Origin of the sequence: Bradyrhizobium sp. YCK136, assembly GCF_044570075.1 — a bacterium.
GTDB lineage: Bacteria > Pseudomonadota > Alphaproteobacteria > Rhizobiales > Xanthobacteraceae > Bradyrhizobium > Bradyrhizobium diazoefficiens.
Window position 1 is genome coordinate 4,411,974 of the sequence record NZ_CP172424.1, and the last position, 24,653, is coordinate 4,436,626.

At 64.6% G+C, this 24,653-nt stretch carries 24 protein-coding genes; 14 read left to right on the top strand and 10 right to left on the bottom strand.

The genetic code is table 11. The features are described from left to right. Positions 1-108: 108 nt before the first annotated feature. The 3 genes from ACFLEY_RS21090 to tyrS form a co-directional block, all read right to left on the bottom strand. Positions 109-546 (bottom strand): DoxX family protein, encoded by a 438-nt coding sequence (locus ACFLEY_RS21090; RefSeq protein WP_038967103.1) that lies wholly within the window; start codon positions 544-546, stop codon positions 109-111. 222 nt (positions 547-768) lie between these two features. Then, entirely contained in the window at positions 769-2,028 is a 1,260-nt protein-coding gene (locus ACFLEY_RS21095; RefSeq protein ID WP_060911846.1) for an MFS transporter, read from the bottom strand. A 57-nt stretch (positions 2,029-2,085) separates the two neighbouring features. Continuing rightward, a complete protein-coding gene (gene tyrS / locus ACFLEY_RS21100; RefSeq protein ID WP_028171259.1) occupies positions 2,086-3,339 on the bottom strand; it encodes a tyrosine--tRNA ligase in 1,254 nt (417 codons plus the stop codon). Positions 3,340-3,503: 164 nt separating this feature from the next. Here tyrS and ACFLEY_RS21105 point away from each other — a divergent pair, with 164 nt between their 5' ends. From ACFLEY_RS21105 to ACFLEY_RS21115, 3 genes are all read left to right on the top strand, one after another. Then, entirely contained in the window at positions 3,504-4,607 is a 1,104-nt protein-coding gene (locus tag ACFLEY_RS21105) for an anhydro-N-acetylmuramic acid kinase (protein ID WP_060911847.1), read from the top strand. 109 nt (positions 4,608-4,716) lie between these two features. Beyond that, a complete protein-coding gene (locus tag ACFLEY_RS21110) occupies positions 4,717-5,394 on the top strand; it encodes a glutathione S-transferase family protein (RefSeq protein WP_011087105.1) in 678 nt (225 codons plus the stop codon). Between the two features lie 10 nt (positions 5,395-5,404). Next, positions 5,405-5,728 carry a multidrug efflux SMR transporter gene (locus ACFLEY_RS21115; RefSeq protein WP_011087106.1) on the top strand — a complete coding sequence of 108 codons (324 nt, stop codon included), beginning with the start codon at positions 5,405-5,407 and terminating at the stop codon, positions 5,726-5,728. Here ACFLEY_RS21115 and ACFLEY_RS21120 read toward each other — a convergent pair. From ACFLEY_RS21120 to ACFLEY_RS21130, 3 genes are all read right to left on the bottom strand, one after another. Beyond that, a complete protein-coding gene (locus ACFLEY_RS21120; RefSeq protein WP_028171262.1) occupies positions 5,725-6,237 on the bottom strand; it encodes a DUF1697 domain-containing protein in 513 nt (170 codons plus the stop codon). The genes ACFLEY_RS21115 and ACFLEY_RS21120 overlap by 4 nt on opposite strands. An 8-nt stretch (positions 6,238-6,245) precedes the next feature. Then, positions 6,246-6,893: an alpha/beta hydrolase gene (locus ACFLEY_RS21125; RefSeq protein WP_008143006.1), complete on the bottom strand. Its 648-nt coding sequence runs from the start codon at positions 6,891-6,893 to the stop codon at positions 6,246-6,248. Between the two features lie 317 nt (positions 6,894-7,210). Then, complete coding sequence (locus ACFLEY_RS21130; RefSeq protein WP_171901268.1) at positions 7,211-8,194, bottom strand: LytTR family DNA-binding domain-containing protein; 984 nt, start codon at positions 8,192-8,194, stop codon at positions 7,211-7,213. A gap of 44 nt (positions 8,195-8,238) precedes the next feature. On the opposite strand from ACFLEY_RS21130, the gene ACFLEY_RS21135 reads away from it, so the two are divergent. From ACFLEY_RS21135 to ACFLEY_RS21175, 9 genes are all read left to right on the top strand, one after another. Further along, on the top strand, positions 8,239-9,456 hold the full coding sequence (locus ACFLEY_RS21135) for an acyltransferase family protein (RefSeq protein WP_060913076.1): 1,218 nt from the start codon (positions 8,239-8,241) through the stop codon (positions 9,454-9,456). A gap of 22 nt (positions 9,457-9,478) precedes the next feature. Continuing rightward, a complete protein-coding gene (locus ACFLEY_RS21140; protein WP_396604748.1) occupies positions 9,479-10,618 on the top strand; it encodes a cysteine desulfurase family protein in 1,140 nt (379 codons plus the stop codon). A gap of 113 nt (positions 10,619-10,731) precedes the next feature. Beyond that, positions 10,732-12,228 (top strand): Fe-S cluster assembly protein SufB, encoded by a 1,497-nt coding sequence (gene sufB / locus ACFLEY_RS21145; protein WP_060911849.1) that lies wholly within the window; start codon positions 10,732-10,734, stop codon positions 12,226-12,228. A 61-nt stretch (positions 12,229-12,289) separates the two neighbouring features. After that, positions 12,290-13,039: a Fe-S cluster assembly ATPase SufC gene (gene sufC / locus ACFLEY_RS21150; RefSeq protein ID WP_028171266.1), complete on the top strand. Its 750-nt coding sequence runs from the start codon at positions 12,290-12,292 to the stop codon at positions 13,037-13,039. Positions 13,040-13,051: 12 nt separating this feature from the next. Next, on the top strand, positions 13,052-14,356 hold the full coding sequence (gene sufD / locus ACFLEY_RS21155) for a Fe-S cluster assembly protein SufD (protein ID WP_060913078.1): 1,305 nt from the start codon (positions 13,052-13,054) through the stop codon (positions 14,354-14,356). Further along, on the top strand, positions 14,353-15,600 hold the full coding sequence (locus ACFLEY_RS21160) for a cysteine desulfurase (protein ID WP_060911850.1): 1,248 nt from the start codon (positions 14,353-14,355) through the stop codon (positions 15,598-15,600). Before sufD ends, ACFLEY_RS21160 begins: the two co-directional genes overlap by 4 nt. Further along, positions 15,597-15,968: an SUF system Fe-S cluster assembly protein gene (locus ACFLEY_RS21165; RefSeq protein ID WP_011087115.1), complete on the top strand. Its 372-nt coding sequence runs from the start codon at positions 15,597-15,599 to the stop codon at positions 15,966-15,968. The genes ACFLEY_RS21160 and ACFLEY_RS21165 overlap by 4 nt, the downstream gene beginning before the upstream one ends. A gap of 123 nt (positions 15,969-16,091) precedes the next feature. Continuing rightward, complete coding sequence (locus tag ACFLEY_RS21170) at positions 16,092-16,433, top strand: iron-sulfur cluster assembly accessory protein (protein WP_014495548.1); 342 nt, start codon at positions 16,092-16,094, stop codon at positions 16,431-16,433. A 179-nt stretch (positions 16,434-16,612) separates the two neighbouring features. After that, positions 16,613-17,053, top strand: a complete 441-nt coding sequence (locus ACFLEY_RS21175) for a TfoX/Sxy family protein (RefSeq protein ID WP_028171268.1) — start codon at positions 16,613-16,615, stop codon at positions 17,051-17,053. Between the two features lie 64 nt (positions 17,054-17,117). Here ACFLEY_RS21175 and fabA read toward each other — a convergent pair whose 3' ends face one another. Then, positions 17,118-17,648, bottom strand: a complete 531-nt coding sequence (gene fabA / locus ACFLEY_RS21180) for a bifunctional 3-hydroxydecanoyl-ACP dehydratase/trans-2-decenoyl-ACP isomerase (protein WP_028171269.1) — start codon at positions 17,646-17,648, stop codon at positions 17,118-17,120. A 270-nt stretch (positions 17,649-17,918) separates the two neighbouring features. Here fabA and istA point away from each other — a divergent pair, with 270 nt between their 5' ends. Together istA and istB are read left to right on the top strand one after the other, a co-directional pair. Then, positions 17,919-19,676: an IS21-like element IS1631 family transposase gene (gene istA / locus ACFLEY_RS21185; protein ID WP_100214066.1), complete on the top strand. Its 1,758-nt coding sequence runs from the start codon at positions 17,919-17,921 to the stop codon at positions 19,674-19,676. 4 nt (positions 19,677-19,680) lie between these two features. Continuing rightward, entirely contained in the window at positions 19,681-20,448 is a 768-nt protein-coding gene (istB, locus tag ACFLEY_RS21190) for an IS21-like element IS1631 family helper ATPase IstB (protein ID WP_038952109.1), read from the top strand. Here the strand turns inward: istB and ACFLEY_RS21195 are convergent. The 3 genes from ACFLEY_RS21195 to ACFLEY_RS21205 form a co-directional block, all read right to left on the bottom strand. Beyond that, positions 20,445-21,530 (bottom strand): GGDEF domain-containing protein, encoded by a 1,086-nt coding sequence (locus ACFLEY_RS21195; RefSeq protein ID WP_309142103.1) that lies wholly within the window; start codon positions 21,528-21,530, stop codon positions 20,445-20,447. The two genes, istB and ACFLEY_RS21195, sit on opposite strands and share 4 nt — an antisense overlap. A gap of 164 nt (positions 21,531-21,694) precedes the next feature. Beyond that, positions 21,695-23,197: a DEAD/DEAH box helicase gene (locus ACFLEY_RS21200; RefSeq protein WP_211433955.1), complete on the bottom strand. Its 1,503-nt coding sequence runs from the start codon at positions 23,195-23,197 to the stop codon at positions 21,695-21,697. 290 nt (positions 23,198-23,487) lie between these two features. Next, a complete protein-coding gene (locus ACFLEY_RS21205) occupies positions 23,488-24,468 on the bottom strand; it encodes a helix-turn-helix domain-containing protein (protein ID WP_060911852.1) in 981 nt (326 codons plus the stop codon). Positions 24,469-24,653 lie beyond the last annotated feature (185 nt).

Genomic DNA, 24,653 nt, shown 5'->3' on the forward strand with positions numbered 1-24,653 from the left:
CTGCTCGTCGCGGCCCTCGTTCTCATCTGGAACGTGCTGGGAGCGCGCTAGGACGGCACCGGCAGATCTGCGGGTGCCGTCCTGCTTGCGGATTGATCCGCGGGCGCGTCAGCGCCGGGCGTAGGCCTCGCCGGATGCGTCGCTCTCCTTGCCCATGACGGCATCGACGCTGATCGAGCCGCCCCCGGCTGCCGAGAGATAGAGGCAGGCGAAGCAGAACAGGATCGCGGCGGTGCCGCCATTGAGCAGCGGCAGGAACACCGGCGAGCCGGTCTTGAGCATGTGGCCCATGAAGTAGGCGAAGGCCATTTCGCCCGACAGGATGAACGCCGTGATCCGCGTGAACAGGCCGAGCATCAGGGCCGCGCCGAGCACCAGTTCAAGCGTGCCGGCCGCGTAGATCAGCGGCGGAATGTCGGCGAAGTAGGGAAGCGCCGGAAACTTGAACAGTTTTGCGATGCCGTACTGGAACAGCAGCAGTCCGGTGATGAAACGAAACAGGCTCAGCAGAGCCGGTTGATAGCGAGAGAGATAGTTGAAGTTCATGATTTGCGCCCTTCCATCCAATTCCCAAGCGACTTGAATCGCATTCGGTTCCACCCTGCAAGCCGTACGCGCCTAATCCACGCTTACTTTTTCGTCATGTTGGACAAAACACCGCAGACCGGCAATTGAGCCCGGCGAGTTCGGATTATTCGCGGGTGGCCATGTCGCGCGAGCCCGTAATTTCCCGGTGGCGCGGAGGGGTGCAGGTTACCTCGGACACACCTACCGCCGCAAGGCGGGGACAACCAGGAATGGAATCATCCCGAGCACCACGCTCGCAAGTGCGAAGGCGAGCAATGCGTTATAGCCGTGGGTCGCGTCGTGGATCAGGCCGCCGCTCCAGGAGCCGAACGCCGAGCCCAATCCGCTGCCGATCGAGATGGTGCCGTAGATCGTGCCGACCCGCTTGCCCTGAAAGATCCGCATCGCGGTCGCACTGATCAGCGGGCCGCGCGAGCCCATCATGCTGCCGAAGCAGACGACGAATCCGCTGAGCACCAGGATGTTGGGGACGTATTGCAGCAGCCAGAGCAGGGCGATGCCGAGGATCGAGATCGCGTAACTCAACAGCACGGAAGGCCTGCGCCCGATCAGGCCGTCGAGCGCGGAGACCCCCAACATGCCGAACACAAGCACGACGCCGGAGAAGCCCCAGGCCGTCGCGGCCTGGAGCGGCGGGAAGCCTGCGTCGATCAGATAGGCCACGATCTGCGCGGCGATCGCGTACATGCCGACGGCGGTGAAGAAGAAGGTCGAGAACAGCGCCCAGAAGGCGTGATGGCGCATCGCGCCGAGAAGCGTCCAGCCGTTGTCGATGAAGTCAGGATCGGTCCTCTTCACCACATGCGGCGAGCCCGTGGCGAACAGCCGCCACGGCAGCAGCAGCAGCGGCACCAGCAGGCCCAATGCTGCGAAGCCGAACAGCTGGTAGGTGTCGCGCCAGCCGATGTGATCGATCAGCAGCTGCGAGGCCGGCAGCAGCGCCAGCACGCCGCCGCCCATGGCCGAATACACCACCGACATCGCGGTCGGCAGGCGCGGCCCGAACCAGCGGCCGAGCAGGATCGAGTTCGGCACGATGCCGATGAAGGCGACGCCGATGCCGACGCAGAGGCCGATCGAGAGCTGGAACTGCCACAGGTGCTGTGCGTGCGCCGCAATCAGGAATGCCGCGCCGAGCAGCGATAGTCCGAGCGCATAGACGATGCGCGGCCCGGAATGGTCGAACAGCCGTCCGACGAAGGGGGCGGTGAGGCCGCTGGCGAGCCATGTGAGCGAATAGACCGAGACGATCTGTGCGCGGTCCCAGCCAAAGCTTTCCGAGATCGGCTTCAGGAATACCGTAAAGCTGTCGCCGAGCCCGCGGCCGAGAACGGCAAGCGTGAAGCAGAGTGCAAGCACGGTGAGTGCGATGCGTACGGCGCCTTCCGGCGCCGCCGCGACGCCATCCTTGCGCGATTCCCTGGGCGTCTTCTGATCCATTGCCGGTCAGGGAGCGCGCTTCGGCGCGCTCTGACAAGCAGCGAAAAGCTCATACGCCTATGCAGGCTTGATGAGGATGTGCTTCTTCTTGCCGAACGACAGCTTGATCACGCCCTCAGGCGTCAGATGGGCCGCCGAGAGCGCCATCTTCTCGTCGGTGACGGGCTCGTCGTTGACGCGCAGGCCGCCGCCCTTGATCTGGCGCCGCGCCTCACCGTTGGACGTAACGAGGCCCGCCTTGACGAAGGCGTTGAGCACGCCGAAGCCGGCGTCGAGCTCGCCGCGCGGAATTTCCACCGTTGGAAGACTTTCGGCGAGCGCGCCTTCCTCGAAGGTGCGGCGCGCGGTCTCAGCCGCCTCATTCGCTGCGTCACGGCCGTGCAAGAGCGCGGTCGCCTCGGTGGCGAGCACCTTCTTGGCCTCGTTGATCTCCGAGCCGCCGAGCGCCTCGAGCTTGCCGATCTCGCTCATCGGCAGCGTCGTGAACAGCTTCAGGAATTTGCCGACGTCGGCGTCCTCGGTGTTGCGCCAGTACTGCCAGAAATCGTACGGCGAGAATTGGTCGGCGTTGAGCCACACCGCGCCTTGCGCGGTCTTGCCCATCTTGGCGCCGGAGGCCGTCGTCAGCAGCGGCGTCGTCAGCGCGAACAGCTGGTGCGTGCCCATGCGGCGGCCGAGGTCGACGCCCATGATGATGTTGCCCCACTGGTCCGAGCCGCCCATCTGCAATTTGCAGCCGGTGCGCTTGGCGAGCTCGACGAAGTCGTAGGCCTGGCAGACCATGTAGTTGAATTCGATGAAGCTCATCTCCTGCTCGCGCTCGAGGCGCAGCCGCACGGAGTCCATGGTGAGCATGCGGTTGACCGAAAAGTGCCGGCCGACGTCGCGCAGCATCTCGATCCAGTTCAGCTTGGTCAGCCACTCCGCATTGTCGAGCATGATGGCGTCGCTCTTGCCGTCGCCGTAACGCAGCACCTTTGCGAACACGCCGCGGATCGATTCCTTGTTGGCCTCGATCTCGGCGACGGTGCGCATCGCACGCGTCTCGTCCTTGCCGGAGGGATCGCCGACCATGGTGGTGCCGCCGCCCATCAGGGTGATCGGCTTGTTGCCGGACTGCTGGAGCCAGTGCAGCATCATCATGGTCAGGTAGTTGCCGATATGCAGCGAGCGGGCGGTGCAATCGTAGCCGACATAGGCGGTGGCCTCGCCCTTGGCGGCGAGCGCGTCCAGCCCCTCGAAATCGGAGCATTGATGGATGAAACCACGTTCCTGCAGGATATTGAGGAAATCCGATTTAAATGCAGTCATCTGTCGGCGTGCCTGACAATTCTTGGTTTACTGTTTCGGGAGCAATTTAACGGTCTTCCGTGGGAACTCGATTGCTGCCCGCCACTTGGCGCTGTGGCATTATAAGATGTGTCCCTCTGGCACAAGATCGGCATGCCAGAGGGGGGTATTGAGGACGCTGATCCATGATGTTGACGGCACTCGGTTTGATGAGCGGCACCTCGCTGGACGGGGTCGATGTCGCGCTGATCGAAACCGACGGAAAGCAGGTGAAGGCGTTCGGTCCGTCCGGCTACCGGCCCTACAGCCCGGTCGAGCGCAACCTGCTGCGCCAGGCGCTGAGCGAGGCCGTGCACCTGACGCGGCGCGATGCCCGGCCGGGGATACTGGCCGAGGCCGAACGCGCAGTGACGCAGGCGCATGCCGAAGCCGTCGCCGCCTTCGTGGCCCAGAACCGGATGAGGCCGGAGGACATCGACATCGTCGGCTTTCACGGCCAGACCGTGCTGCATCGGCCCGAGAAGCGGCTGACGGTGCAGATCGGCGACGCGCCGGCGCTGGCCAGGGCGATCCATATCCCCGTGATGCACGACTTCCGCGCCGCCGACGTCGAGGCCGGCGGGCAGGGCGCGCCCTTCGTGCCGGTCTACCACCGGGCGCTGGCGCAATCGCTCGAGCGCGAAGGGCCGATCGTCGTGGTCAATATCGGCGGCGTCTCCAACATCACCTATATCGACGGCAACGACACGTTGATCGCCTGCGATACCGGGCCCGGCAACGCGCTGCTCGACGATTTCATGTACCGCACCATGAACCAGGCGTTCGACACGGAGGGCAAGTTCGCCGCGCTCGGCAAGGCGGATGAGGCCTGGATCGCGCGGGCGCTGGAATTACCGTTCTTCGCGCTGCCGCCGCCAAAATCGCTCGACCGTAACGATTTTGCCGCGCTGAAACTTGGCGACGTGCCGCCGGCCGACGGCGCCGCGACGCTGACAGCTTTCACCGCGGCCGCCATCGCCCGCATCATTCCGCTGCTGCCGCGGCGGCCGCGAAGCTGGATCGTCTGCGGCGGCGGCGCCCGCAACCTCACCATGCTGCGGATGTTGCGGGAGCGGGTGGGGTCGGCCACCGTCGAGGCCGCCGAGGCCCTCGGATGGGCCTCCGACGCCATCGAGGCCCAAGCGTTCGGCTTCCTCGCCGCGCGTGGGCTGAAGGGCCTGCCGCTGTCCTATCCGGCTACCACGGGCGTGCCGATGCCGATGACGGGCGGGGTGATCGCGCGGCCCTGAGGTCCAGGCCTTAAAAACAAGGTCGGTTAATGCAAGTGCATGGATCTTGACGGATAGATGCAAATGCATCTATTATGGGTGCAGTTGCATCCAACCGCCGGGATTGGCCATGACCGCTTCGCTCAAACTGATCAGCCACAAGCTTTGCCCCTATGTGCAGCGCGCGGTGATCGCGCTCAAAGAGAAGGGCGTGCCGTTCGAGCGCGTCGACATCGATCTCGCCAACAAGCCCGACTGGTTTCTCAAGCTGTCGCCGCTCGGCAAGGTGCCGGTGCTGGTGGTGACGACCGACAAGGGCGAGGTCGCGCTGTTCGAGAGCAACGTGATCTGCGAATACATCGAGGAGACGCAAGCGGGCGCGAAGCTGCATCCGGCGGATGCGCTGAGCCGTGCCGAGCACCGCGCCTGGATGGAGTTCGGTTCGGCGATCCTTGGCGATCTCTGGGGGCTGGAGACGACGACCGATCCCGCGACGTTCGAGAGCAAGCGTCAGGCGCTGGCGGCCAAGTTCGCGCGTGTCGAAGCTGCGCTCGGCGCTGGTCCGTATTTTGCGGGCGAGGCGTTCAGCCTTGTCGATGCCGTGTTCGCACCCGTCTTCCGCTATTTCGATCTGTTCGATGAGCTGACCGAGCATGGCATCTTCACGGATGTGCCGAAGGTCCGGGCGTGGCGAGCTGAGCTGGCGAAGCGTCCGAGCGTGCGGAGCGCGGTCGGAGCGGACTATCCGCAATTGCTCCGCGCCTTCCTCGTGCGCCACGACGCGCACCTGCTCAAGCTCGCGGCCTGAGCCCGCACCGATGTCACCATCATTGGCCTGGCTCATGCTGGTGATCGCCGGCGTGCTCGATGTCGGCTGGGCGATCTCGATGAAATATGCGGAAGGCTACACGCGGCCGGGCTGGAGCATCGCGTCGCTCGCGCTGCTCGCGGCCTTCGTGTTCCTGCTCGGACGCGCGCTGAAGGTGCTCGAGGTCGGCGTCGCCTATTCGGTCTGGACCGGTATTGGTGCTGCCGGCACCTTCGTCATGGGCGTGGTGCTGTTCGGCGAGACCCTGAGTGCAATGAAGATCGCCGGTATCGTGCTGGTGCTGACAGGGATCGCCGCGCTGAAGCTGGCCTAGAGCTCCGCGGCCATCCTGGCCAGCGTCGCGATCGTATTCATGTTACGCGCGGTGCCGGTTTTCGCGGCGGGGATGACGAGCTTCGATGTCCCCATGCCGTCGCCATAGTGGACGTAGATCTCGCGGCGGCCGAGGCGCAGCTCCTCGTTCTTCTGGCCGCGAATCCCGGACAGCGCATCCGCGGGCGGAGCCTTGTCGAGGAAGATCGCAACCGTGCGGTTGGGCGCGGCTTTCGGAAAGGGATTGTCGGTCGCGACTTGCGCCATTTCGGCGGCGCTGCGCACAAGCACGCCAACCGGCGCACCGGCGTAGGCATGGAGGCGCTGTTCGAGTGCGCTCTTGATCGCAGCTTCTGATTTGCGGCTGGTGAAGACGACGTTGCCGCTGGCGATATAGGTGCGCACGGCGGCAAAGCCGAGATCCTCACACATCGCCTTGAGCTCGCTCATCGCCAGCTTGCCGGTGCCGCCGACATTCACGGCACGCAGCAAGGCGACGAACGAGCCCATTTGGGGCCTCAGCGCACGTTCGCCAGACGCATGTCCAGATAGGCCGTGATGGTTTCCATCAGCGGCTCGAGCTTGGCGTCGAAGAAATGGTTGGCGCCGGGGATGACCTGCTGGTCGATCACGATGCCCTTCTGCGTCTTCAGTTTCTCGACCAGCGTGTTGACGTCCTTGGGCGGCACCACCGCGTCCTTCTCGCCATGCACGATCAGGCCCGAGGACGGGCAGGGCGCGAGGAAGGAGAAGTCGTAGAGGTTGGCGGGCGGCGCGATCGAGATGAAGCCCTCGACCTCGGGACGGCGCATCAGGAGCTGCATGCCGATCCAGGCGCCGAAGGAGAAGCCGGCGACCCAGCAGGCACGCGCTTCGGGGTTGATGGTCTGCGCCCAGTCGAGCGCTGCCGCCGCATCCGACAATTCGCCGGTGCCGTGGTCGAACGAGCCCTGGCTGCGGCCGACGCCGCGGAAATTGAAGCGCAGCACCGAAAAGCCGCGGTGCGCGAAGGCGTAGTAGCACTGGTACACGATCTGATGGTTCATCGTGCCGTGAAACTGCGGATGCGGATGCAGGATCATCGCGATCGGCGCGTTCTTCTGCTTGGCCGGGTGGTAGCGGCCTTCGAGACGGCCGGCGGGGCCGGCGAAAATAACTTCAGGCATCGATGATCTCTTGGTTGATTCCGTGGAGAAGCGGTCCTTGGCAATCAACCGATTGTGGCCTCATCGACAGCGATGCCGACGAAAGCGCGAATGGAAGGAAGCGGTGGCGCCCTCGGATGATGCGCGAGCGGCGCGCGGTGAACTGACGCGCGCGTTCTAACATGAGGCGTGGGTCAAAAAGCAAGCATCTTCGACATATCGCAATGGGCTCAAGAGCTTAACCTGTCGTCCGCATGTCACGCCAACAGCGGTCGGGATCGAACAAGGTGATGACGAGGAGCGCCATTGCGCCGACAACCAATTGGAATCACGATTGTTTATCGGCTGTCGGGCGCCTTCGGAGGCGATTCACACAAGGCGGTGCGGTCTCCGAGCGAGGCGACCGCGGGCCGGTAGCGGCGGCTGCCTCCCAGCGTCTGCCCGGTGTCGAAGGTGAGCTCTAAATCCCCTGACGGCTTGAACTCCACGCCACGCACCCGGTCGAGATTGGCGAGCCTTGTCCGGTGAACGCGCACGATGGCGAAGCGGGCGAGGTCGTTTTCGGTCGCGGCGAGCGTGCCGCGGATCAGGCGCCGGGTGCCGTCGGCGAGGCTGTATTCGATGTAATTGCCGGCGGAGGCGACCCACAGGATGTCGCGCGGTGCGACGCGAATACGGCTGGCGCCGTCCCGGAGCCAGATCAAACCGGGGGGCGGCTGCTCCAGTGGAGCGGCAGGCATAAACATCGCCGCGCGCGCGGCCTTCCTCAGCTCTCGTCGGCTTTCGATCAGCCAGAGTGTTGCTCCGAGCAGCGAAGCGGTCACGGCATCCTTGCGGAACTCGTACAGGATCACCGCGAGCGAGAAATGGAAGTCGTAGGCGCTTCCCGCGAGCCAGAGCGCGAGCTTCCGGACCCAGACCATTCCGGTGATGTGGAGGGCCGAGAAGCCGAGCAGGGCGACCGCAGCGATTCCGATGCGTATCGCCAGCCCCCGTGGCTGGCGCATGCGCCGGACGGCCAGCACCAGGATCGGCACCAGCAGCAGGATGACGATGATGCTCGACAGTTCCCAGAACAGTCGCCGGCCAATGTCATAGCTGTCGCCGCGCCAGGCGGCGTCCTGCGCGCCGGAGAGTGCATTGACGATTCCGATGGCGAACGCGACGGCCGCGATCGCACCGAAAATCGTCCAATCGCCGCCGCTGATCCCGCCGCGCCAACCGCTTGTCCCGGGCGCCGACGCCTCGTCCCCGCGCGCCCGGTCCTGATCCCAAACCGTCTCGACGCGCTTCGTTTCGGGGGCATTTTGGCCGTCAGCCATGGCCCGAAAACCGCGTTTGTCGTCCCGTGAAGGAGCAGAACACCATGTCAACACCGCAGCAAATTTCGATCTCGGAACGGCGCATCGATCTGGATTGGGTGCGGATTTTAGCCTTCGGGCTGTTGATCTTCTACCACGTCGGCATGCTCTACGTGTCGTGGGGATTTCACATCAAGAGCGTGCATCGGCTGACCTGGCTCGAGCCCGTAATGTTGTTCCTCAATCCCTGGCGGCTGTCGTTGCTGTTCCTGGTCTCCGGGGTCGCCAGCCGCTTCATGCTGGGAAAGTACCGGCTCGCCGCCTTCGCCCGCGCGCGGTCGGCGCGGCTTTTGATCCCGCTGATCTTCGGCATGCTCGTGATCGTGCCGCCGCAATCCTACCTCCAGATCGTCGAGAGCCTCGGCTATCCAGGAGGCTTCGTCGATTTTTACATCCGGCACTACCTCGCGTTCAGCTCGCAATTCTGTCCGAACCCCTGCATCGTACAGCCGACCTGGAACCATCTCTGGTTCGTGGTCTATCTCTGGATCTACACCATGGTCTTGGTCGGCGTGCTGGCGTTGTGGCCGGCAGCCGCGGATTGGATCGGCGAGAGGGTGGCGGCCGCGCTCGCCGGACCATGGCTGCTGTTGCTGCCGTGCCTGCTGTTTGCAGCTTGGCGGCTGTTTCTCTCGCCAATCTTCCCGTCGACCCATGCGCTGTTCGGCGATTGGTACAATCACGCAGACTATGCGACCGCGTTTCTGATCGGCTTCCTGCTCGCGCGCGAGAACAGCATCTGGCGCGACATCGAGCGGCAACGGTGGGTGGCGCTGACGCTTGCAGCCGCCTGCTTCGCCGCCTTCGCCCTCGTTTATGCCGGCTTGTTCCCGCGGTCGCCGATGCTGAGCTGGTTCGCCGGCTCGGTCTATGGCTGCCACCAATGGCTGGCGATGGCGGCGGTGCTCGGCTTTGCCCGACGCCATTTGACGGCCGACAGCCCCGTGCGCCGCTATCTGACCGATGCGATCTTTCCCTATTACATCGTACATCAGACCGCGATTATCGTGATTGCGCACGCGCTGCGGGACAGCGGGCTGTCAGCCGGAAGCGAGGCCGTGATCGTGATTGCCGGTACCGCGCTCACGTGTTTGATCAGCTACGAGATCGCGCGCCGGATCGCCTGGCTGCGGCCGCTGTTCGGACTGCGAATCGAGTCCCGTTCCGCGGCCGGGATTGCGCGAGCCGGCCTGATCTGCGACGGCTCGCGATTGGCGCGTTGATAAAAGGTGCTAAGAGGGCGCCATGCCAAGCCGCGTCTATCTCGACTGGAATGCGACCACGCCGCTGCGCCCCGAGGCGCGGGCGGCGATGGTCGCTGCCTTCGACTTGATCGGCAATCCGTCCTCGGTTCATGCCGAGGGGCGGCAGGCCCGGCGGCTGGTCGAGGACGCCCGCGCCACGCTTGCCGCGGCGGTGGGGGCGTTGCCGCGGAACGTCGTCTTCACCTCCGCTGGAACCGAGGCCAATGCGCTGGCGCTGTCGCCCGGTCTGCGGGGGCCATCCGGCGGCCCGGTCGAGCGGCTTCTGGTCTCCGCCGTTGAGCATGCCTCGGTGCTGGCGGGTGGCCGGTTCCCGGCGGACAAGGTCGGTCATATCAAGGTGACCCGCGCCGGCGTGGTCGATCTCGACCACCTCAGGGCGCTGCTGAAGGACGGCCCGCCGGCGCTGGTCTCGATCATGGCGGCCAACAACGAGACCGGCGCGCTCCAGCCGGTTGCGGAAGCCGCCCGGATCGTTCACGAGGCCGGGGGCCTCCTGCATGTCGACGCGATCCAGGCGCTGGGCAAAATTCCGTTCAATATTAACGCGGTAGGCGCGGACCTTGCGACCTTTTCTGCACACAAGATCGGTGGCCCCAAGGGCATCGGGGCGCTGGTCGTGGCCGAAGGGCTTGCGGGCCTGGAGCCGGTGCTGCGCGGCGGCGGGCAGGAGCTGAACCGGCGCGCGGGAACCGAGAATGTCGCGGGCATTGCCGGCTTCGGCTCGGCCGTGAAGGTCGCGCTTCAGGCTTTTCCGGAGGATGCAAAGCGGATGGCAAGCCTCAGAGATCGCTTGGAAAATGGCATCCGGGCGATCGCTGGAGCGACGATCTTCTCTGACGACACCGAGCGGTTGCCAAATACCATCCTGTTCACCGCCCCCGGCCTGAAGGCCGAAACCGCGGTGATCGGCTTCGACCTCGAAGGCATCGCTGTTTCCTCCGGCTCCGCCTGTTCCTCGGGCAAGGTCCAGCCGTCCCACGTGCTGTCCGCCATGGGATTCAATCCAGCCGTGGCCCAGGGAGCGGTGCGCCTCAGTCTGGGCTGGTCTACAGAACCGGACGACATCAATAGGGCGTTAGAGGCTTGGCGAAAGCTCGGTAATACCCTACTTAGAGACTAAGCGACGAAACACGGCTTGAACGGTTCTAAGCGCGTGCTTTCGGCCAGAAAACATCGTAATACTCGTCCGAGTTTGATCCACCGCGGTCCTTGAAACCGCGAGCGGAGGATAGAATGCCAGCCGTGCAAGAGACGGTCGAGCGCGTGAAGCGCATCGACGTCGATCAGTATCGTTATGGGTTTGAGACCCTGATCGAGTCCGACAAGGCCCCCAAGGGATTGTCGGAAGAGACCGTCAAGTTCATCTCCGAAAAGAAGAACGAACCCGCCTGGATGCTCCAGTGGCGGCTCGAGGCCTATCGGCGCTGGCTGACCATGACCGAGCCGACCTGGGCGCGCGTCGACTATCCCAGGATCGATTTCCAGGACCTCTATTACTATTCGGCGCCGAAGCCGAAGAAGTCGATCACCTCGCTCGACGAGATCGATCCGGAGATCCTGAAGACCTACGAGAAGCTCGGCATTCCCCTGCGGGAAGTCGCCATGCTCGAAGGCGTCGAGCCGAAGGTGGGCGAGGAAGACCCGGCCCGGCGCAAGATCGCGGTCGATGCGGTGTTCGACTCGGTCTCGGTTGCCACCACCTTCAAGGCGGAGCTGAAGAAGGCCGGCGTGATCTTCATGCCGATCTCGGAGGCCATCCGCGAGCATCCCGAACTGGTGCAGAAGTATCTAGGCTCGGTGGTTCCGACCTCCGACAATTTCTACGCGACGCTGAACTCAGCGGTGTTCTCCGACGGCTCGTTTGTCTACGTGCCGCCGGGCGTGCGCTGCCCGATGGAGCTGTCGACCTATTTCCGCATCAACGAGCGCAACACCGGCCAGTTCGAGCGCACGCTGATCATCGCGGACAAGGGCTCCTACGTGTCCTATCTCGAAGGCTGCACCGCGCCGCAGCGCGACGAGAACCAGCTGCACGCCGCCGTGGTCGAGCTCGTCGCGCATGACGACGCCGAGATCAAATATTCGACGGTGCAGAACTGGTATCCCGGCAATTCGGAAGGCAAGGGCGGCATCTACAATTTCGTCACCAAGCGTGGCGACTGCCGCGGTGACCGCTCCAAGATTTCCTGGACCCAGGTCGAGACCGGCTCCGCCATCACCTGGAAATATCCGAGCTGCATCCTGCGCGGCGACAATTCCAGCGGCGAGTTCTACTCGATCGCGATCTCGAACGGCTTCCAGCAGGTCGATTCGGGCACCAAGATGATCCATCTCGGCAAGAACACATCGAGCCGCATCATCTCCAAGGGCATCGCGGCGGGCAAATCGCAGAACACCTATCGTGGGCTCGTGACCGCGCATCGCAAGGCGACCGGCGCGCGCAACTTCACCGCCTGCGATTCGCTGCTGATCGGCGACAAATGCGGCGCGCACACCGTGCCGTATATCGAGGCGAAGAACTCCTCGGCGACGTTCGAGCACGAAGCGACGACCTCGAAGATCTCCGAGGACGTGCTGTTCTACTGCATCCAGCGCGGCCTTTCCCAGGAGGAAGCCGTCGGCCTCGTGGTCAACGGCTTCGTCAAGGACGTGCTCCAGCAGCTCCCGATGGAGTTCGCGGTGGAAGCGCAGAAGCTGATCTCGATCTCGCTTGAAGGGTCGGTCGGTTAACACCGACCCTCGCGGTGCGCTTCGGCGCTCCATGCATCATTTGAATAGACTGGACACCAAAATGGCTTTGCTTGAAGTGAAAGACCTGCAGGTTCGTGTCGAGGAGCGTGAGATCCTCCACGGGCTGACGCTGACCGTGAACGAAGGCGAGGTGCACGCGATCATGGGGCCGAACGGCTCCGGCAAGTCGACGCTCTCCCACGTCATCGCCGGCAAGCCCGGTTATGAAGTCACCGGCGGCCAGATCCTGTTCAAGGGCGAGGACCTCCTGGAGATGGCCCCGGACGAGCGCGCCGCGAAGGGCGTGTTCCTGGCGTTCCAGTATCCGGTGGAAATCCCCGGCGTCGCCACCATGACCTTCCTGCGCACCGCGCTGAACGCGCAGCGCAAGGCGCGCGGCGAGAGCGAATATTCGACCCCGGACTTCCTGAAGAAGGTCCGCGAAGTCTCGAAGTCGCTGAACATCCCGCAGGACATGCTCAAGCGCGGCGTCAATGTCGGCTTCTCCGGCGGCGAGAAGAAGCGCAACGAGGTGCTTCAGATGGCGCTGTTCGAGCCGAGCCTGTGCATTCTCGACGAGATGGATTCCGGCCTCGACATCGACGCGCTGCGGATTGCGGCCGACGGCGTCAACGCGCTGCGCGCGCCCAAGCGCGCGATGGTCGTCATCACCCATTATCAGCGGCTGCTGAACTACATCGTGCCTGATTTCGTGCACGTGATGTCGAAGGGCCGCGTCGTGAAGAGCGGCGGCAAGGAGCTGGCGCTGGAGCTGGAAGATTCCGGCTACGCCCAGTTCGAGGACGCGTAAGGATTGTTGGAGATGAACGTTGCTGTGGCAAAGACCGGAAACGGCCGCGCGGTGAGCGATCTCTTCGCCAGCGCCGAAGGCCGCCTGCCGGGTTCGCCGGCGGTCGTAGCAGTGCGCCGCGAGGCGTTCGAGACCTATGAGCGTCTCGGCCTGCCGCACCGCCGGATCGAGGAATGGAAATACACCGACCTGCGCGCGCTGGTCGGCGAGGTGTTGCCGCTTGCGGCTGCGCCCGATGCGGCCGCGCTGAAACGCGCTGCGGACGCCGTGAAGGCGCACGCGATCGAAGGCGCGCGCAAGCTGGTGCTGGTCGATGGCGTGTTCGCGGCCGACCTTTCCGACGTCAAGGCGCTTGCCTCCGAGGTAGGCTTCAAGACGCTCCGGGAGACGCTGGAGAAGGATGCCGCTCTCCTGAAGACGGCGTCCACCGACGCCGTGATCGCGCTGAACGCGGCGCTGGCGACCGACGGCGTCGTGCTGTCAATTGCCGATGGCGCGCAGCTGTCCGCGCCGATCCAGATCATTCATATTGCGACCGCGGCTTCCGCTTCGGCCTTCACCCGCTCGCAGGTCGCGGTCGGGAATGGCGCGCGCGCCACCATCATCGAAAGCTTCGTTGCGGCCGGTGCCAAGGCCTACCAGGTCAGCGACGCCGTGGTCGTGACGATCGGCGACAACGCCGACGTCGCGCATATCCGCCTGATGGACGACGCGCCTGACGCGGTGAACATCACCTCGCAATTCGTCACCGTCGGCGCCAACACCAAGGTCAATTTCTTCAACATGACCAGCGGCGCCGCCGTCAGCCGCCTCCAGGGCTTCATCACGCTGGCGGGCGAGGGCAGCGATCTCGCGATCAATGGCGTGAACCTGTTGCAGAAGACCGAGCATGGCGACACCACGCTGGTGGTGGACCATGCCGTGCCGAATTGCGTCAGCCGCGAGATCTTCCGCGCCGTGATCGACGACCGCGCCCATTCGGTGTTCCAGGGCCGCATCATCGTCCGTCCCGACGCGCAGAAGACCGACGGAAAGATGATGACGCGGGCGCTGCTGCTCTCGGACGAAGCCGAGGCCGACAACAAGCCCGAGCTCGAGATCTTTGCCGACGACGTCTCCTGCGGCCACGGCGCCACCGCCGGCGCGCTGGACGACAGCCTGCTGTTCTATCTGAAGGCGCGCGGCCTGCCCGAGAAGCAGGCCCAGGCGCTGCTGATCCAGGCCTTCGTGGGCGAGGCGATCGAGCAGATCGCCGATGACGGCTTGCGCGAGCACGTGATCGGCATTGCCGAGCGCTGGCTGGAGCGGCGGTCATGAGCACGCATCCGGCAGTCAGGAACGGCTCCTACGACGTCGCCCGCGTCCGCCAGGATTTCCCGGCGCTGGCCATGCAGGTCTACGGCAAGCCGCTGGTCTATCTCGACAACGCCGCCTCCGCGCAGAAGCCGCAAGTCGTGCTCGACCGCATGACGCAGGCCTATACGAGCGAATACGCCAACGTGCATCGCGGCCTGCATTACCTCGCCAACGCCGCGACCGAAGCCTATGAGGGCGGCCGCACCAAGGTCGCGCAGTTCATCAACGCCGGCCGCACCGAAGAGGTGATCTTCACCCGCAACGCGACGGAGGCCATCAACCTGGTCGCCTCGTCCTGGGGCGGGCCGAACATCAAAGAGGGCGACGAGATCGTCATCTCGATCATGGAGCACCACTCCAACATCGTGCCCTGGCATTTCCTCAGGGAAAGACAGGGCGCGGTGATCAAATGGTCGCCGGTCGACGACGAGGGCAATTTCCTCATCGAGGAGTTCGAGAAGCTCCTGACCGCGAGGACCAGGCTGGTTGCGATCACGCAGATGTCGAACGCGCTCGGCACCATCGTCCCGATCAAGGACGTCGTGAAGATCGCCCACGCCCGCGGCATCCCCGTGCTGGTCGACGGCAGCCAGGGCGCGGTGCATATGCCCGTCGATGTCCAGGATCTCGGCTGCGACTTCTACGTCTTCACCGGCCACAAGGTCTACGGGCCGACCGGCATCGGCGTGCTCTGGGCCAAGTACGACCATCTCGTCGCGATGCGCCCCTATAACGGCGGCGGCGAGATGATCCGCGAGGTCTCGCGCGATGTCGTCACCTACGGCGATCCCCCGCACAAGTTCGAGGCCGGCACACCCGCGATCGTCGAGGCCGTCGGCCTTGGCGCCGCGATCGACTACGTCAATTCGATCGGCAAGGAGCGCATCGCCGCGCACGAGCACGATCTCGTCACCTACGCCCAGGAGAAGCTGCGCGAGATCAACTCGCTGCGGCTGATCGGCACCGCCCGCGGCAAGGGCCCGGTGATCTCCTTCGAGCTCAAGGGCGCGCATGCCCACGACGTCGCCACCGTGATCGACCGCCAGGGCATCGCGGTGCGCGCCGGCACCCATTGCGTGATGCCGCTTTTAGAGCGGTTCAACGTGACGGCTACATGCCGGGCCTCGTTCGGCATGTATAATACGCGGGAAGAAGTCGATCATCTGGCACAGGCGCTTTTGAAGGCGCGGGATTTGTTCGCATGAGTGACACGGCCGAAATCAAAGCCAATCCGATGGAAACCCGGTCGGCGCTGCCGCCGGAGGAAACCGAGCGGCTGACCACCGAGATCATCGCGGGCCTCAAGACCGTGTTCGATCCGGAGATTCCGGCCGACATCTACGAGCTCGGCCTGATCTACAAGGTCGAGATCAAGGACGACCGCTCCGTCGACGTTCAGATGACGCTGACGACGCCGAACTGCCCGGCCGCCGGCGAGCTGCCGACCATGGTCGAAAATGCGGTCGCCAGCGTCCCCGGCGTCGGCGTGGTCGACGTCAAGGTCGTCTGGGAGCCGCCGTGGACGCCCGAACGCATGAGCGACGAGGCCCGCCTCGTGCTCAACATGTGGTGACGCGTACGTTCTGCTTTTCATTCCTGGCATTGAATTTGCTCCGCAACGGACCACATCACTGACATGACACAGGCAACACCAGCATCCTCCACTCCGAAGCCGCGGCGGCCGCGCCCGCAGGTGATGCGGCTGACGGATGCCGCCGCCCAGCGCATCAGCGAGCTGACCCAGCGCGCCGATTCCGAGATCGTCGGCCTGCGCGTCGGTGTGAAGAACGGCGGCTGCGCCGGTCAGTCCTACACCGTCGAGTACGCCCATGATGTCCGCCCGACCGACGAGGTCGTCGAGGACAAGGGCGTCAAGATCCTGGTCGATCCCAAGGCCGTGCTGTTCCTGCTCGGCACCGAGATGGACTACAAGGCCGACAAGATGCAGGCCCAGTTCGTCTTCAACAACCCCAACCAGGTCTCCGCCTGCGGCTGCGGCGAATCGGTCGAGCTGCGGCCGGCCAAGATCGACGGGTAGGCCCGGCTCTCTCGTTTCACTCCGCCGTCGTCCTGGCGAAAGCCAGGACCCATACCGCGTGATCTCTCGATTGTGGGAAGTGCCGGTGCCGCGTAGCGTGACTTCGAGTCTTCGCTAAACTCCTCCTTGGGGTAATGGGTCCTGGCTTTCGCCAGGACGACGATGAGGAGAGGGGGGCCATGGACCGCGAATTCCTGATCGACCTGTTCGCCGATTTCGGCCCCGTCACCATCCGCAAGATGTTCTCCGGCTACGGCATCTCCGCCGACGGTACCAACTTCGCGCTCGCCCTGCGCGCGGGCCTGTTCTTGCGTGCCGACGAATTGACCATCCCGGACTTCGAGACAGAAGGCTCAAAGCCGTTCCAGTACTCGACCCGCGCCAAGACCGTGACGGTCAACTCCTACTGGGAGCTGCCCGCGCGCTTGTTCGACGATTCCCAGGAGCTTGCGCAATGGGCGAGGGCGGCGCTCGCCGCCGCCCAGCGCGCCAAGGTGAAGCAGCGGCCCAAGGGCAAGAAGGCGTCGAAGAAGGTCGCGCCGAAGAAGCCCGTTGCGAGGAAGCGGCCAGCCAAGAAAGCGGTTCGTAGGGTAGGCAAAGCGAAGCGTGCCCACCGTTGAGGTGCTGGTGCGGAGAGACATGGTGGGCACGGCGCTGCGCGCCTTTACCCACCCCTACAGGACTTCACTCCACCGCCTTGGTCAGGCCTACCCGCATGTCCTTGGCCGTGAAGACGCAGGCGCCATCGGCAAGCACCCGGCCGTCGGCAATTCCGAGCACCAGCTTGCCGCGCCGGACCATGCGCATGGCGACCTCATAGCGCACGCGTCGCGCGGTCGGTGTGATCTCGCCCGTACATTCCACCTCGCCGACGCCGATGGCGCGGCCTTTGCCCGGTGAGCCCGACCAGCCGAGCCAATAGCCGATCATCTGCCACATGGCGTCGAGCCCGAGAGAGGACGGCATCAGCGGATCGCCGCGAAAGTGGCAGTCGAAGAACCAATGGCCCGGTACAATGTCGAGCTCGCCGACGATATGGCCCTTGCCGAACTCGCCGCCGTCCAGGCTGATCTCGGAGATGCGGTCCATCATCAGCATCGGCGGTGCCGGCAATTGCGCATTGCCGGGACCGAAATAGCCGCCTTCGCTCGACCTCAGCAGCTCGTCCCTGGTGTAGGACGGTTGCGGCGTGTGGAAATCATGAGGGTTGGGCAAGACGACGTGTCCTCGCGTCAGGCGCGTTGAGCCAGCGCGGAAGATGTCGCCCGTCAGGAAAGAATGTCAAGCGCGCGCGGTTCGGCGCGGTGCTTCCGTCACGCCACCCGGCTGTGCGTCTCCACCGCGAATTCCGGATCCGCTTCGCAGATCACGCGGTTGCCCCCGTGGGTCGGTCAAAATCCCCCGGGTATGGTCACTTGAAACTCCCCCACCTGATGATCGCCGTCAGCGCCGCTGAACAGCAGTAGCCGGTCAGGCAGGACGTTTATGTTCGACCCCTTTAGCCAGCAAGGGGCCGGGGAGTTGAACGTCTTGAAGCGACATCTGCAAAGCACCGTACTTACATTACTTGATCGCAACACCAGCCAGCGCGAGATTCACCGGCTGACGGGTGTCGATCGCAAGACGATCCGGCGTTATCAGGCGCTGCGGGCCGGTGCGGAGGCAAATTCCCCCGGGGAAGTGACCACCGGCTCGGTGAGCGCGGACGGCCAAATTCCTCCACCCCGACCACCGGCTTTTGGGACATCGGAAGCGACGGTCACCAGCAGCCTGGCCCGTTCGGCTTGCGAAGCGCATCGGACGTGGATCGAAGAACAGGTCCGGCTGAAGCGGAACGCGCAGGCGATTTACCAGGACCTGGTTGATCAATTTGGCTTTCCGTCCAGCTACCAGAGTGTCAAGCGGTTTGTGCGCCGGTTGCGGCACGCTGATCCTGAGCAGTTTGATCGTCTTGAGTTCCTCCCCGGCGAGGAAGCTCAGGTCGACTATGGCGAGGGCGCGCCGACGGTTGATCCGAAGAGCGGGCGGTACCGTCGTCCCCGCCTGTTCGTGATGACGCTACGCTACTCGCGGCGCAGCTTCCGGCGGGTAGTCTGGAAGTCCAGCCAACAAGTCTGGGCGCAGCTCCACGAAGAGGCGTTCCGGTATTTTGGCGGGGTCCCCAGCTATGTCGTGCTCGACAACCTGAAGGAAGGCGTCCTCAAGCCGGATTTGTACGAGCCCCAGCTCAACCCGATTTACAGCGCGATGCTGGCTCATTACGCCGTGGTCGCCGATCCCGCGCGCGTGGCCGATCCAAATCGGAAAGGATGCGTCGAGAATGCGATTCAACATACCCAGGGCACTGCGCTGGCCGGACGGCGCTTCGAGACGCTGGAGGCGCAAAACGAGTTCTTGAGGCACTGGGAGGAGAACTGGGCTTCCAAACGCATCCACGGCAGCACGCGCCGTCAGGTCGAGGCGATGTTCCAGGAAGAGAAGCCGCACCTGCGGCCGCTGCCTGTCGCTCCCTTCCGCATCTTCACCGAAGTCGTCCGGACTGTCTGCGACGACACCACCGTACGCGTCGACAACAGCTATTACGCCGCGCGGCCCGCGCCGATCGGCAGCCAGGTCGTCGTGCGCATCTACACCACCACGATCGAGATCCGTGATCGCCACACCCGTGCGCTGCTGCGTGTTCATTCCCGGATGGCGCACCCCGGTTCTGTCGTCCTGCCGACCAGCGAACGGCCGTTCAACCCGTCGCGGCAAACCGCCGTGCTGCTGGCGAGCGCCGAGCGCATCGGACCGCAGACCAGGGCCTTGTGCCAGCAGGTGTTCGACACCGAAGGGCGCCCCGGACAGCGCGCGATGTGGGGCATTGTCGGGCTGGGCCGGAAGTACCCGGCGCGGCTGGTCGAGCAGGCCTGCGCGCACGCCATCGACAACCGCATCTACCGCTACAAGCACGTGCGTGCGACCGTCGAGCGGTTGTTCGAACAGGCGATCGAGCAGGTTGGAGTGACGCCACAGCCGGCATCGCCGCTCACCCAGGATCATCCGCTGATCCGTACCCCCGCGGAATACGGCGACCTCTTCAGCCGCGCTGTGCGGCGCGACGCCGACGACAATGGTCGGCAGGCCGAGGCTCACGACGATCACGCCACGGCAATCCGCGCTCGTGTCGCCTGCGCAACCCCGGCCAACTCCGGCGCCACGAGCGCTCCCGCTGCACCTTCTCACCTTAAACTGGAGACCTAGCCACATGATGACCATGCCGGAAATTGAGCGTTGCCTACGACAGCTGCGCCTGTCGGGTGTCCGCGACACGCTGCAGACGCGCGTGCTCCAGGCGCAGGGCGCCAACCAGCCCTTCCTCGAGACCTTCTCCCTTATCCTGCAGGATGAACTGGACCGTCGTCAGTCCCGTCTTATCGAGCGGCGATACCAGCAATCCGGGCTCGACGAAAAGCTGACGCTCGCCGAGTTCGACTGGTCCTTCAATCCCAAACTGCCACGTCAGACCTGCTTCCAGCTCCACACCCTGGCGTTCATTGCCGCTGGCGAGAACGCTCTGCTTGTTGGCAAACCTGGCACCGGGAAGTCGCACATCGCCAAGGCGATTGCCTATCAGGCGATCCTGCAAAGCCACAAGGTCCAGTATCTTGAGACCGACGACTTCTTCCACCGCTACGCCCTGAACTCTCCGGCACAACGCGAGGTCCGGCTGCGAACCATCATCGACTGCGATCTCCTCGTGCTGGACGATCTATTCCTCGCACGCGCCATCCCCGACGACGCCGGCACTTTGCTGCAGACCCTGATCCATCAGCGTTACAAACTGCGCCGCAGCGTCATCGTCACCTCCAATCGCGTCGTGCAGGATTGGGGGGCATACCTTGGGGACAACACTATGAGCACGACGATCCTCGATCGCCTTATGCATCATTGCCATCTGCTTGAGTTCGACGGACGCAGCTATCGGCTCAAAGAAGCCGCTGAAGCTCTTGCCCGGGAAACAAACTCAAACTAACAGTCCCTTGTCCTGCCTCGCGGGTGGAGGAATTTGACTGACCACACCCGGAGGAATTTGAAGTGACCCGCGGGGTTGCGGCCGTTGCGCTTGGCGGCGTAGAGGCAGGCATCGGCGCGTTCGATCAGCGCGTCGGTGTCGTCGCCCGGCTTGAGCATGGAGACGCCGACGGAGATGGTGACGCGGCCGAGAATCTCGCCGGTGGACTTCTTCTTCAACTCCTTCGCCATCACGGCGCGGCGGATGTGGTCGGCGACCGTGAGGGCCTGGCGCAGCGCGGTGTTGGGCAGCAGGACGGCGAACTCCTCGCCGCCATAGCGCGCGGTGATGTCCTGGCCCTTGATGGTCTGCTTCATGGACAGACCGACCAGGCGCAGCACCTGGTCGCCGGTGAGATGGCCGTAGGAATCGTTGAACGACTTGAAGTGGTCGATGTCGAACAGCAGCAGCGACAGCGGCTCGCCTGATGCGAGCGCACTCTGTACCGCCATGCCGATCATGCGATCGAAATATTTGCGATTGCCGAGACCCGTGAGCGGGTCGGTCAGGCTCTCGGCACGGATCGCCTCCAGGCTCTGCTGGAGATTGCTGATCTCGTTCCTGGACAGCGTCAGCCGGTCTTCCAGCGCCTTGTTGGTCTCACGCATCTCGCTGGTCGAGCGCACCAGCGTCTCGACGATCGCCTTGATCTGCTCGCGGCTCTTGGCCGACGACAGCCGTTCTGTCGCGCCCGACAGGCTGGCGTCGTAGGAGCCGGTCATGCCGAGCGCATCGCCGAGAACCTTCATCACGTCATCGATCTCGCCGATGACGCGCGCACCGACCTTGTCGATGCGGTCGGTGGTCTTGATGTGGGAGAGATAGGTCTCGTAGATCTGCTCGAGATCGGCTTCGGTCAGCTTGCCGTGGCGGGCCAGCGTCTCGTTGATGATCTTGTTGAACGGTGCGTTGTAGCCGGTCGCGTAGACGTACCAGATCTCGTAATTGCGGGGAATTGCCGTCTGCCGAAGCGATCGGATCTGACCGAGCGCCACCTCGGCGAACGCCATCGTGCGTTCGTGTTCGTCAAGCACCTTGACCACGGAACATACCCCACGGCGGCCAATGCATCGTCGACCGCAGCAATGCTTAAATTATGTTCGTAGGCTAACGGACGATCGTGAACGACCCGTAAATAATACGTTCACGAATGCGTCTGAAAACGTGTGCGGCGCTCTGTCTCAACCAACCTGAAACGCGTCGCGCTTCAGGCGCCGGCGGGGGAGCGAACCGGGCGCAACAGAAACGCCGGAAGGTGGGAATGATCGCCCGGCTCGGTGTCGGCCTCGCGCTGGCGGCGCGGTTCGGGACGGCCGATCGACGGCACATGCGACGCATTGGCCTGCGGGCGCGAGCCGTGACGCGGCTCGGGTGATGGCTTGGCTTCGCGCGGAGGTCTCGGCTCGCGTGCGGGCCTCGCCTCGGGGGCGGGGCGTGCTTCGGCTGAAGGCCGCGCCTCGCGCGGCTCGTGGCTGCGCTCACGGTCGCGGCCGCGTTGCGGCTTGCCGCGTCCGCCGCGTGAACGTTCGCGGCCGCGCTGCTCGCGCGGACGGTCGGTCGCATCGCCGGCTTCTGCGTGGACTTCGTAGTCGCCTTCAGCGCGCGGAATGCTCTGGCCGATCAGCTTTTCGATCGCAACCATCGACTTCTGGTCGAGCGGCGTGACGATCGAGATCGCCGTACCGCTGCGGCCGGCGCGGCCGGTGCGGCCGACGCGATGGACGTAGTCGTCGGGATGGTGAGGGACGTCGAAATTGAAGACGTGGCTGACCTCGGGGATGTCGAGGCCGCGGGCGGCGACGTCGGAGGCGACCAGCAACGGCAGCTCACCCTTGCGGAACTGCTCGAGTGCGGCCATGCGGGCCGGCTGGTCCATGTCGCCGTGCAGCGCGCCGACGCTGAAGCCGTGCTTCTGGAGCGATTTGTGCACGATCGCGACTTCGCGCTTGCGATTGCAGAAGATGATCGCGTTCTTGAGATCCTTGGCCTCGCGCAGCAGGCGGCGGAGCAGTTCGCGCTTTTCATGCGCCTCGCGCCCGGCCGGGACCTGGGACTGCGTGACGGTGACGGCGGTGGTGGCGGGCTTGGAGACTTCGACCTTCTGCGGGTTGTGCAGGAAGGTCTCGGTGATGCGCCGGATTTCCGGCGGCATGGTCGCGGTGAAGAACAGGGTCTGCCGCGTGAACGGGACGAGCTTGCAGATGCGCTCGATGTCGGGAATGAAGCCCATGTCCAGCATGCGGTCGGCTTCGTCGATGACGAGCAGTTCCACGCCGGTGAGCAGCAGGCCGCCGCGCTCGGTGTGGTCGAGCAGGCGGCCCGGGGTTGCGATCAGCACGTCGACGCCTCGCGTCAGCTTGGCATCCTGGTCGCCGAACGAAACGCCGCCGATCAGCAGGGCGACGTTGAGCTTCTGGCCGGCACCGTAGCGATCAAAATTCTCTTTGACCTGTGCCGCGAGCTCGCGGGTTGGCTCCAGGATCAGGGTGCGCGGCATGCGCGCCCGGGCTCTGCCCTTTTCGAGGATGGTGAGCATCGGCAGCACGAAGGCCGCGGTCTTGCCGGTGCCGGTCTGGGCGATGCCGAGGACGTCCTTGCGTGCGAGGACGTGAGGGATCGCCTGTTCCTGAATGGGGGTGGGGGTGGTGTAACCGGTGGCCGCCACTGCGGCGAGGACTTTTTCGGATAGTCCGAGATTTGAAAAGGACATTGAGCCTCTGGTCGAAACCGCCGTTCGGAATCGAGGGTAATAAGGCTGGTCGCGTTCCACCCCGAAACGGCGCGCTCTCTAGGAAGCTGGGGGTGCTGACTCACGCGAACAAAGCGCAAGGCTCAGGAATCGCTCTTCGATCCGAGCTGCGTCGCCCCGGAACATAGGCGGGAATTGGCCAAAGTCAATGGAGCAGGCGCGGGAAGGCCCTAAAAACCCTGAGGTTTTACCCAAATAGCGGGCCCGGCTGGGGTTTTTCGCCTCGGCCATTGGCCGGGCGGAGGCGGCGCCTAATGCCCCTCTGGGACCCGGGCCCGGAAGTCGCCGGGGGCCATGCCATAGGCGGCGTTGAAGACCCGGTAATAGGTCGCCAGGCTCTCGAAGCCGCAGGAGGTCGCGATGTCGGCGATCAACCGCTCCGGCGCCTCGCGCAGCAGGCGGCGGCTTCTCTTCAGGCGCTCGTTGGTCACGGTCTGCGAGAAGCTTTTCTCCGCGGCTTCGAACAGCATGTGCAGGTGACGCACGGAAACGCCGAGCAGGTCGGCCACCATCGACGGCGCCAGGTCCGGGTTTTGCAGGTGGCGCGCGATCAGGCGCCGCGCCTGCGAGAGACGGGCGGTCCGCAGCGCAGCCTGTCCGAGCCGGCTGCCGGGGCGCACGATGCCGCGCTCGATCAGCGCCAGATGGGCCAGCGCTTGAACCAAGGAGGCCTGGACAAGGGAGGTCGCATCGGCAGCACCGTCATCGCCAGCGGCGGCCTCGCCGAGATCGGCAAAGCAGGCCGCGAGCAGGGGCGCCAGCGCATGGTCATTGAAGGTCTTCGGCGTGAGTTCGCGGATGCGCCTGTCCTGCGCGGGGATGTGGCTCACCGGGATCTTCAGGATGCGCAGGTGGAAGCCCCCGGCGCTGAGTGGCGCGGTGCGATAGGGCAGGTCGGTATGGCTGGTGGCGAAGCTGCCATTGGCGATCGCGAAGTCGGGTCCGCGCATGCCGCCGAACCAGCCGCCGCTGCCGAGCTGCTGGTAGACGCAGATGCTGTCGCCGGGTGTGTAGGCGATGTCGGAGGTGCTGCGCTCGACCGTGTAGTGCGAGGCCTTCAGCTCGACGAGACCGCCACCGCCGAGCTGGCGCAGCGAGAATTCGCCGAAGAAGTCCGCGCGCCGTTCGCGCTCGAGCTCGGCGGTGACGCCGAACAGGCCCTTGGCGCGCACCTCGCGCCAATAGTCGAAGCGCTCCTGCGGGTCGACCTCGTCAGTGCACCAGCGATACACGATAGCCCCTCGTCCGCGAACGGAATTGCGCCTAAGAAAAAGCAGATTCCAGCTGTTCTTGCCATAGGCCCAGACGATGGAACCGGTGGCTGCGCCGGTTGAACCGCCGCTATGGCTGGACCGACTATGACAACAACGGCCGAAGGTCGCCAATGGACTGTACGAGGGGCGCCGGCGGTAAGCCG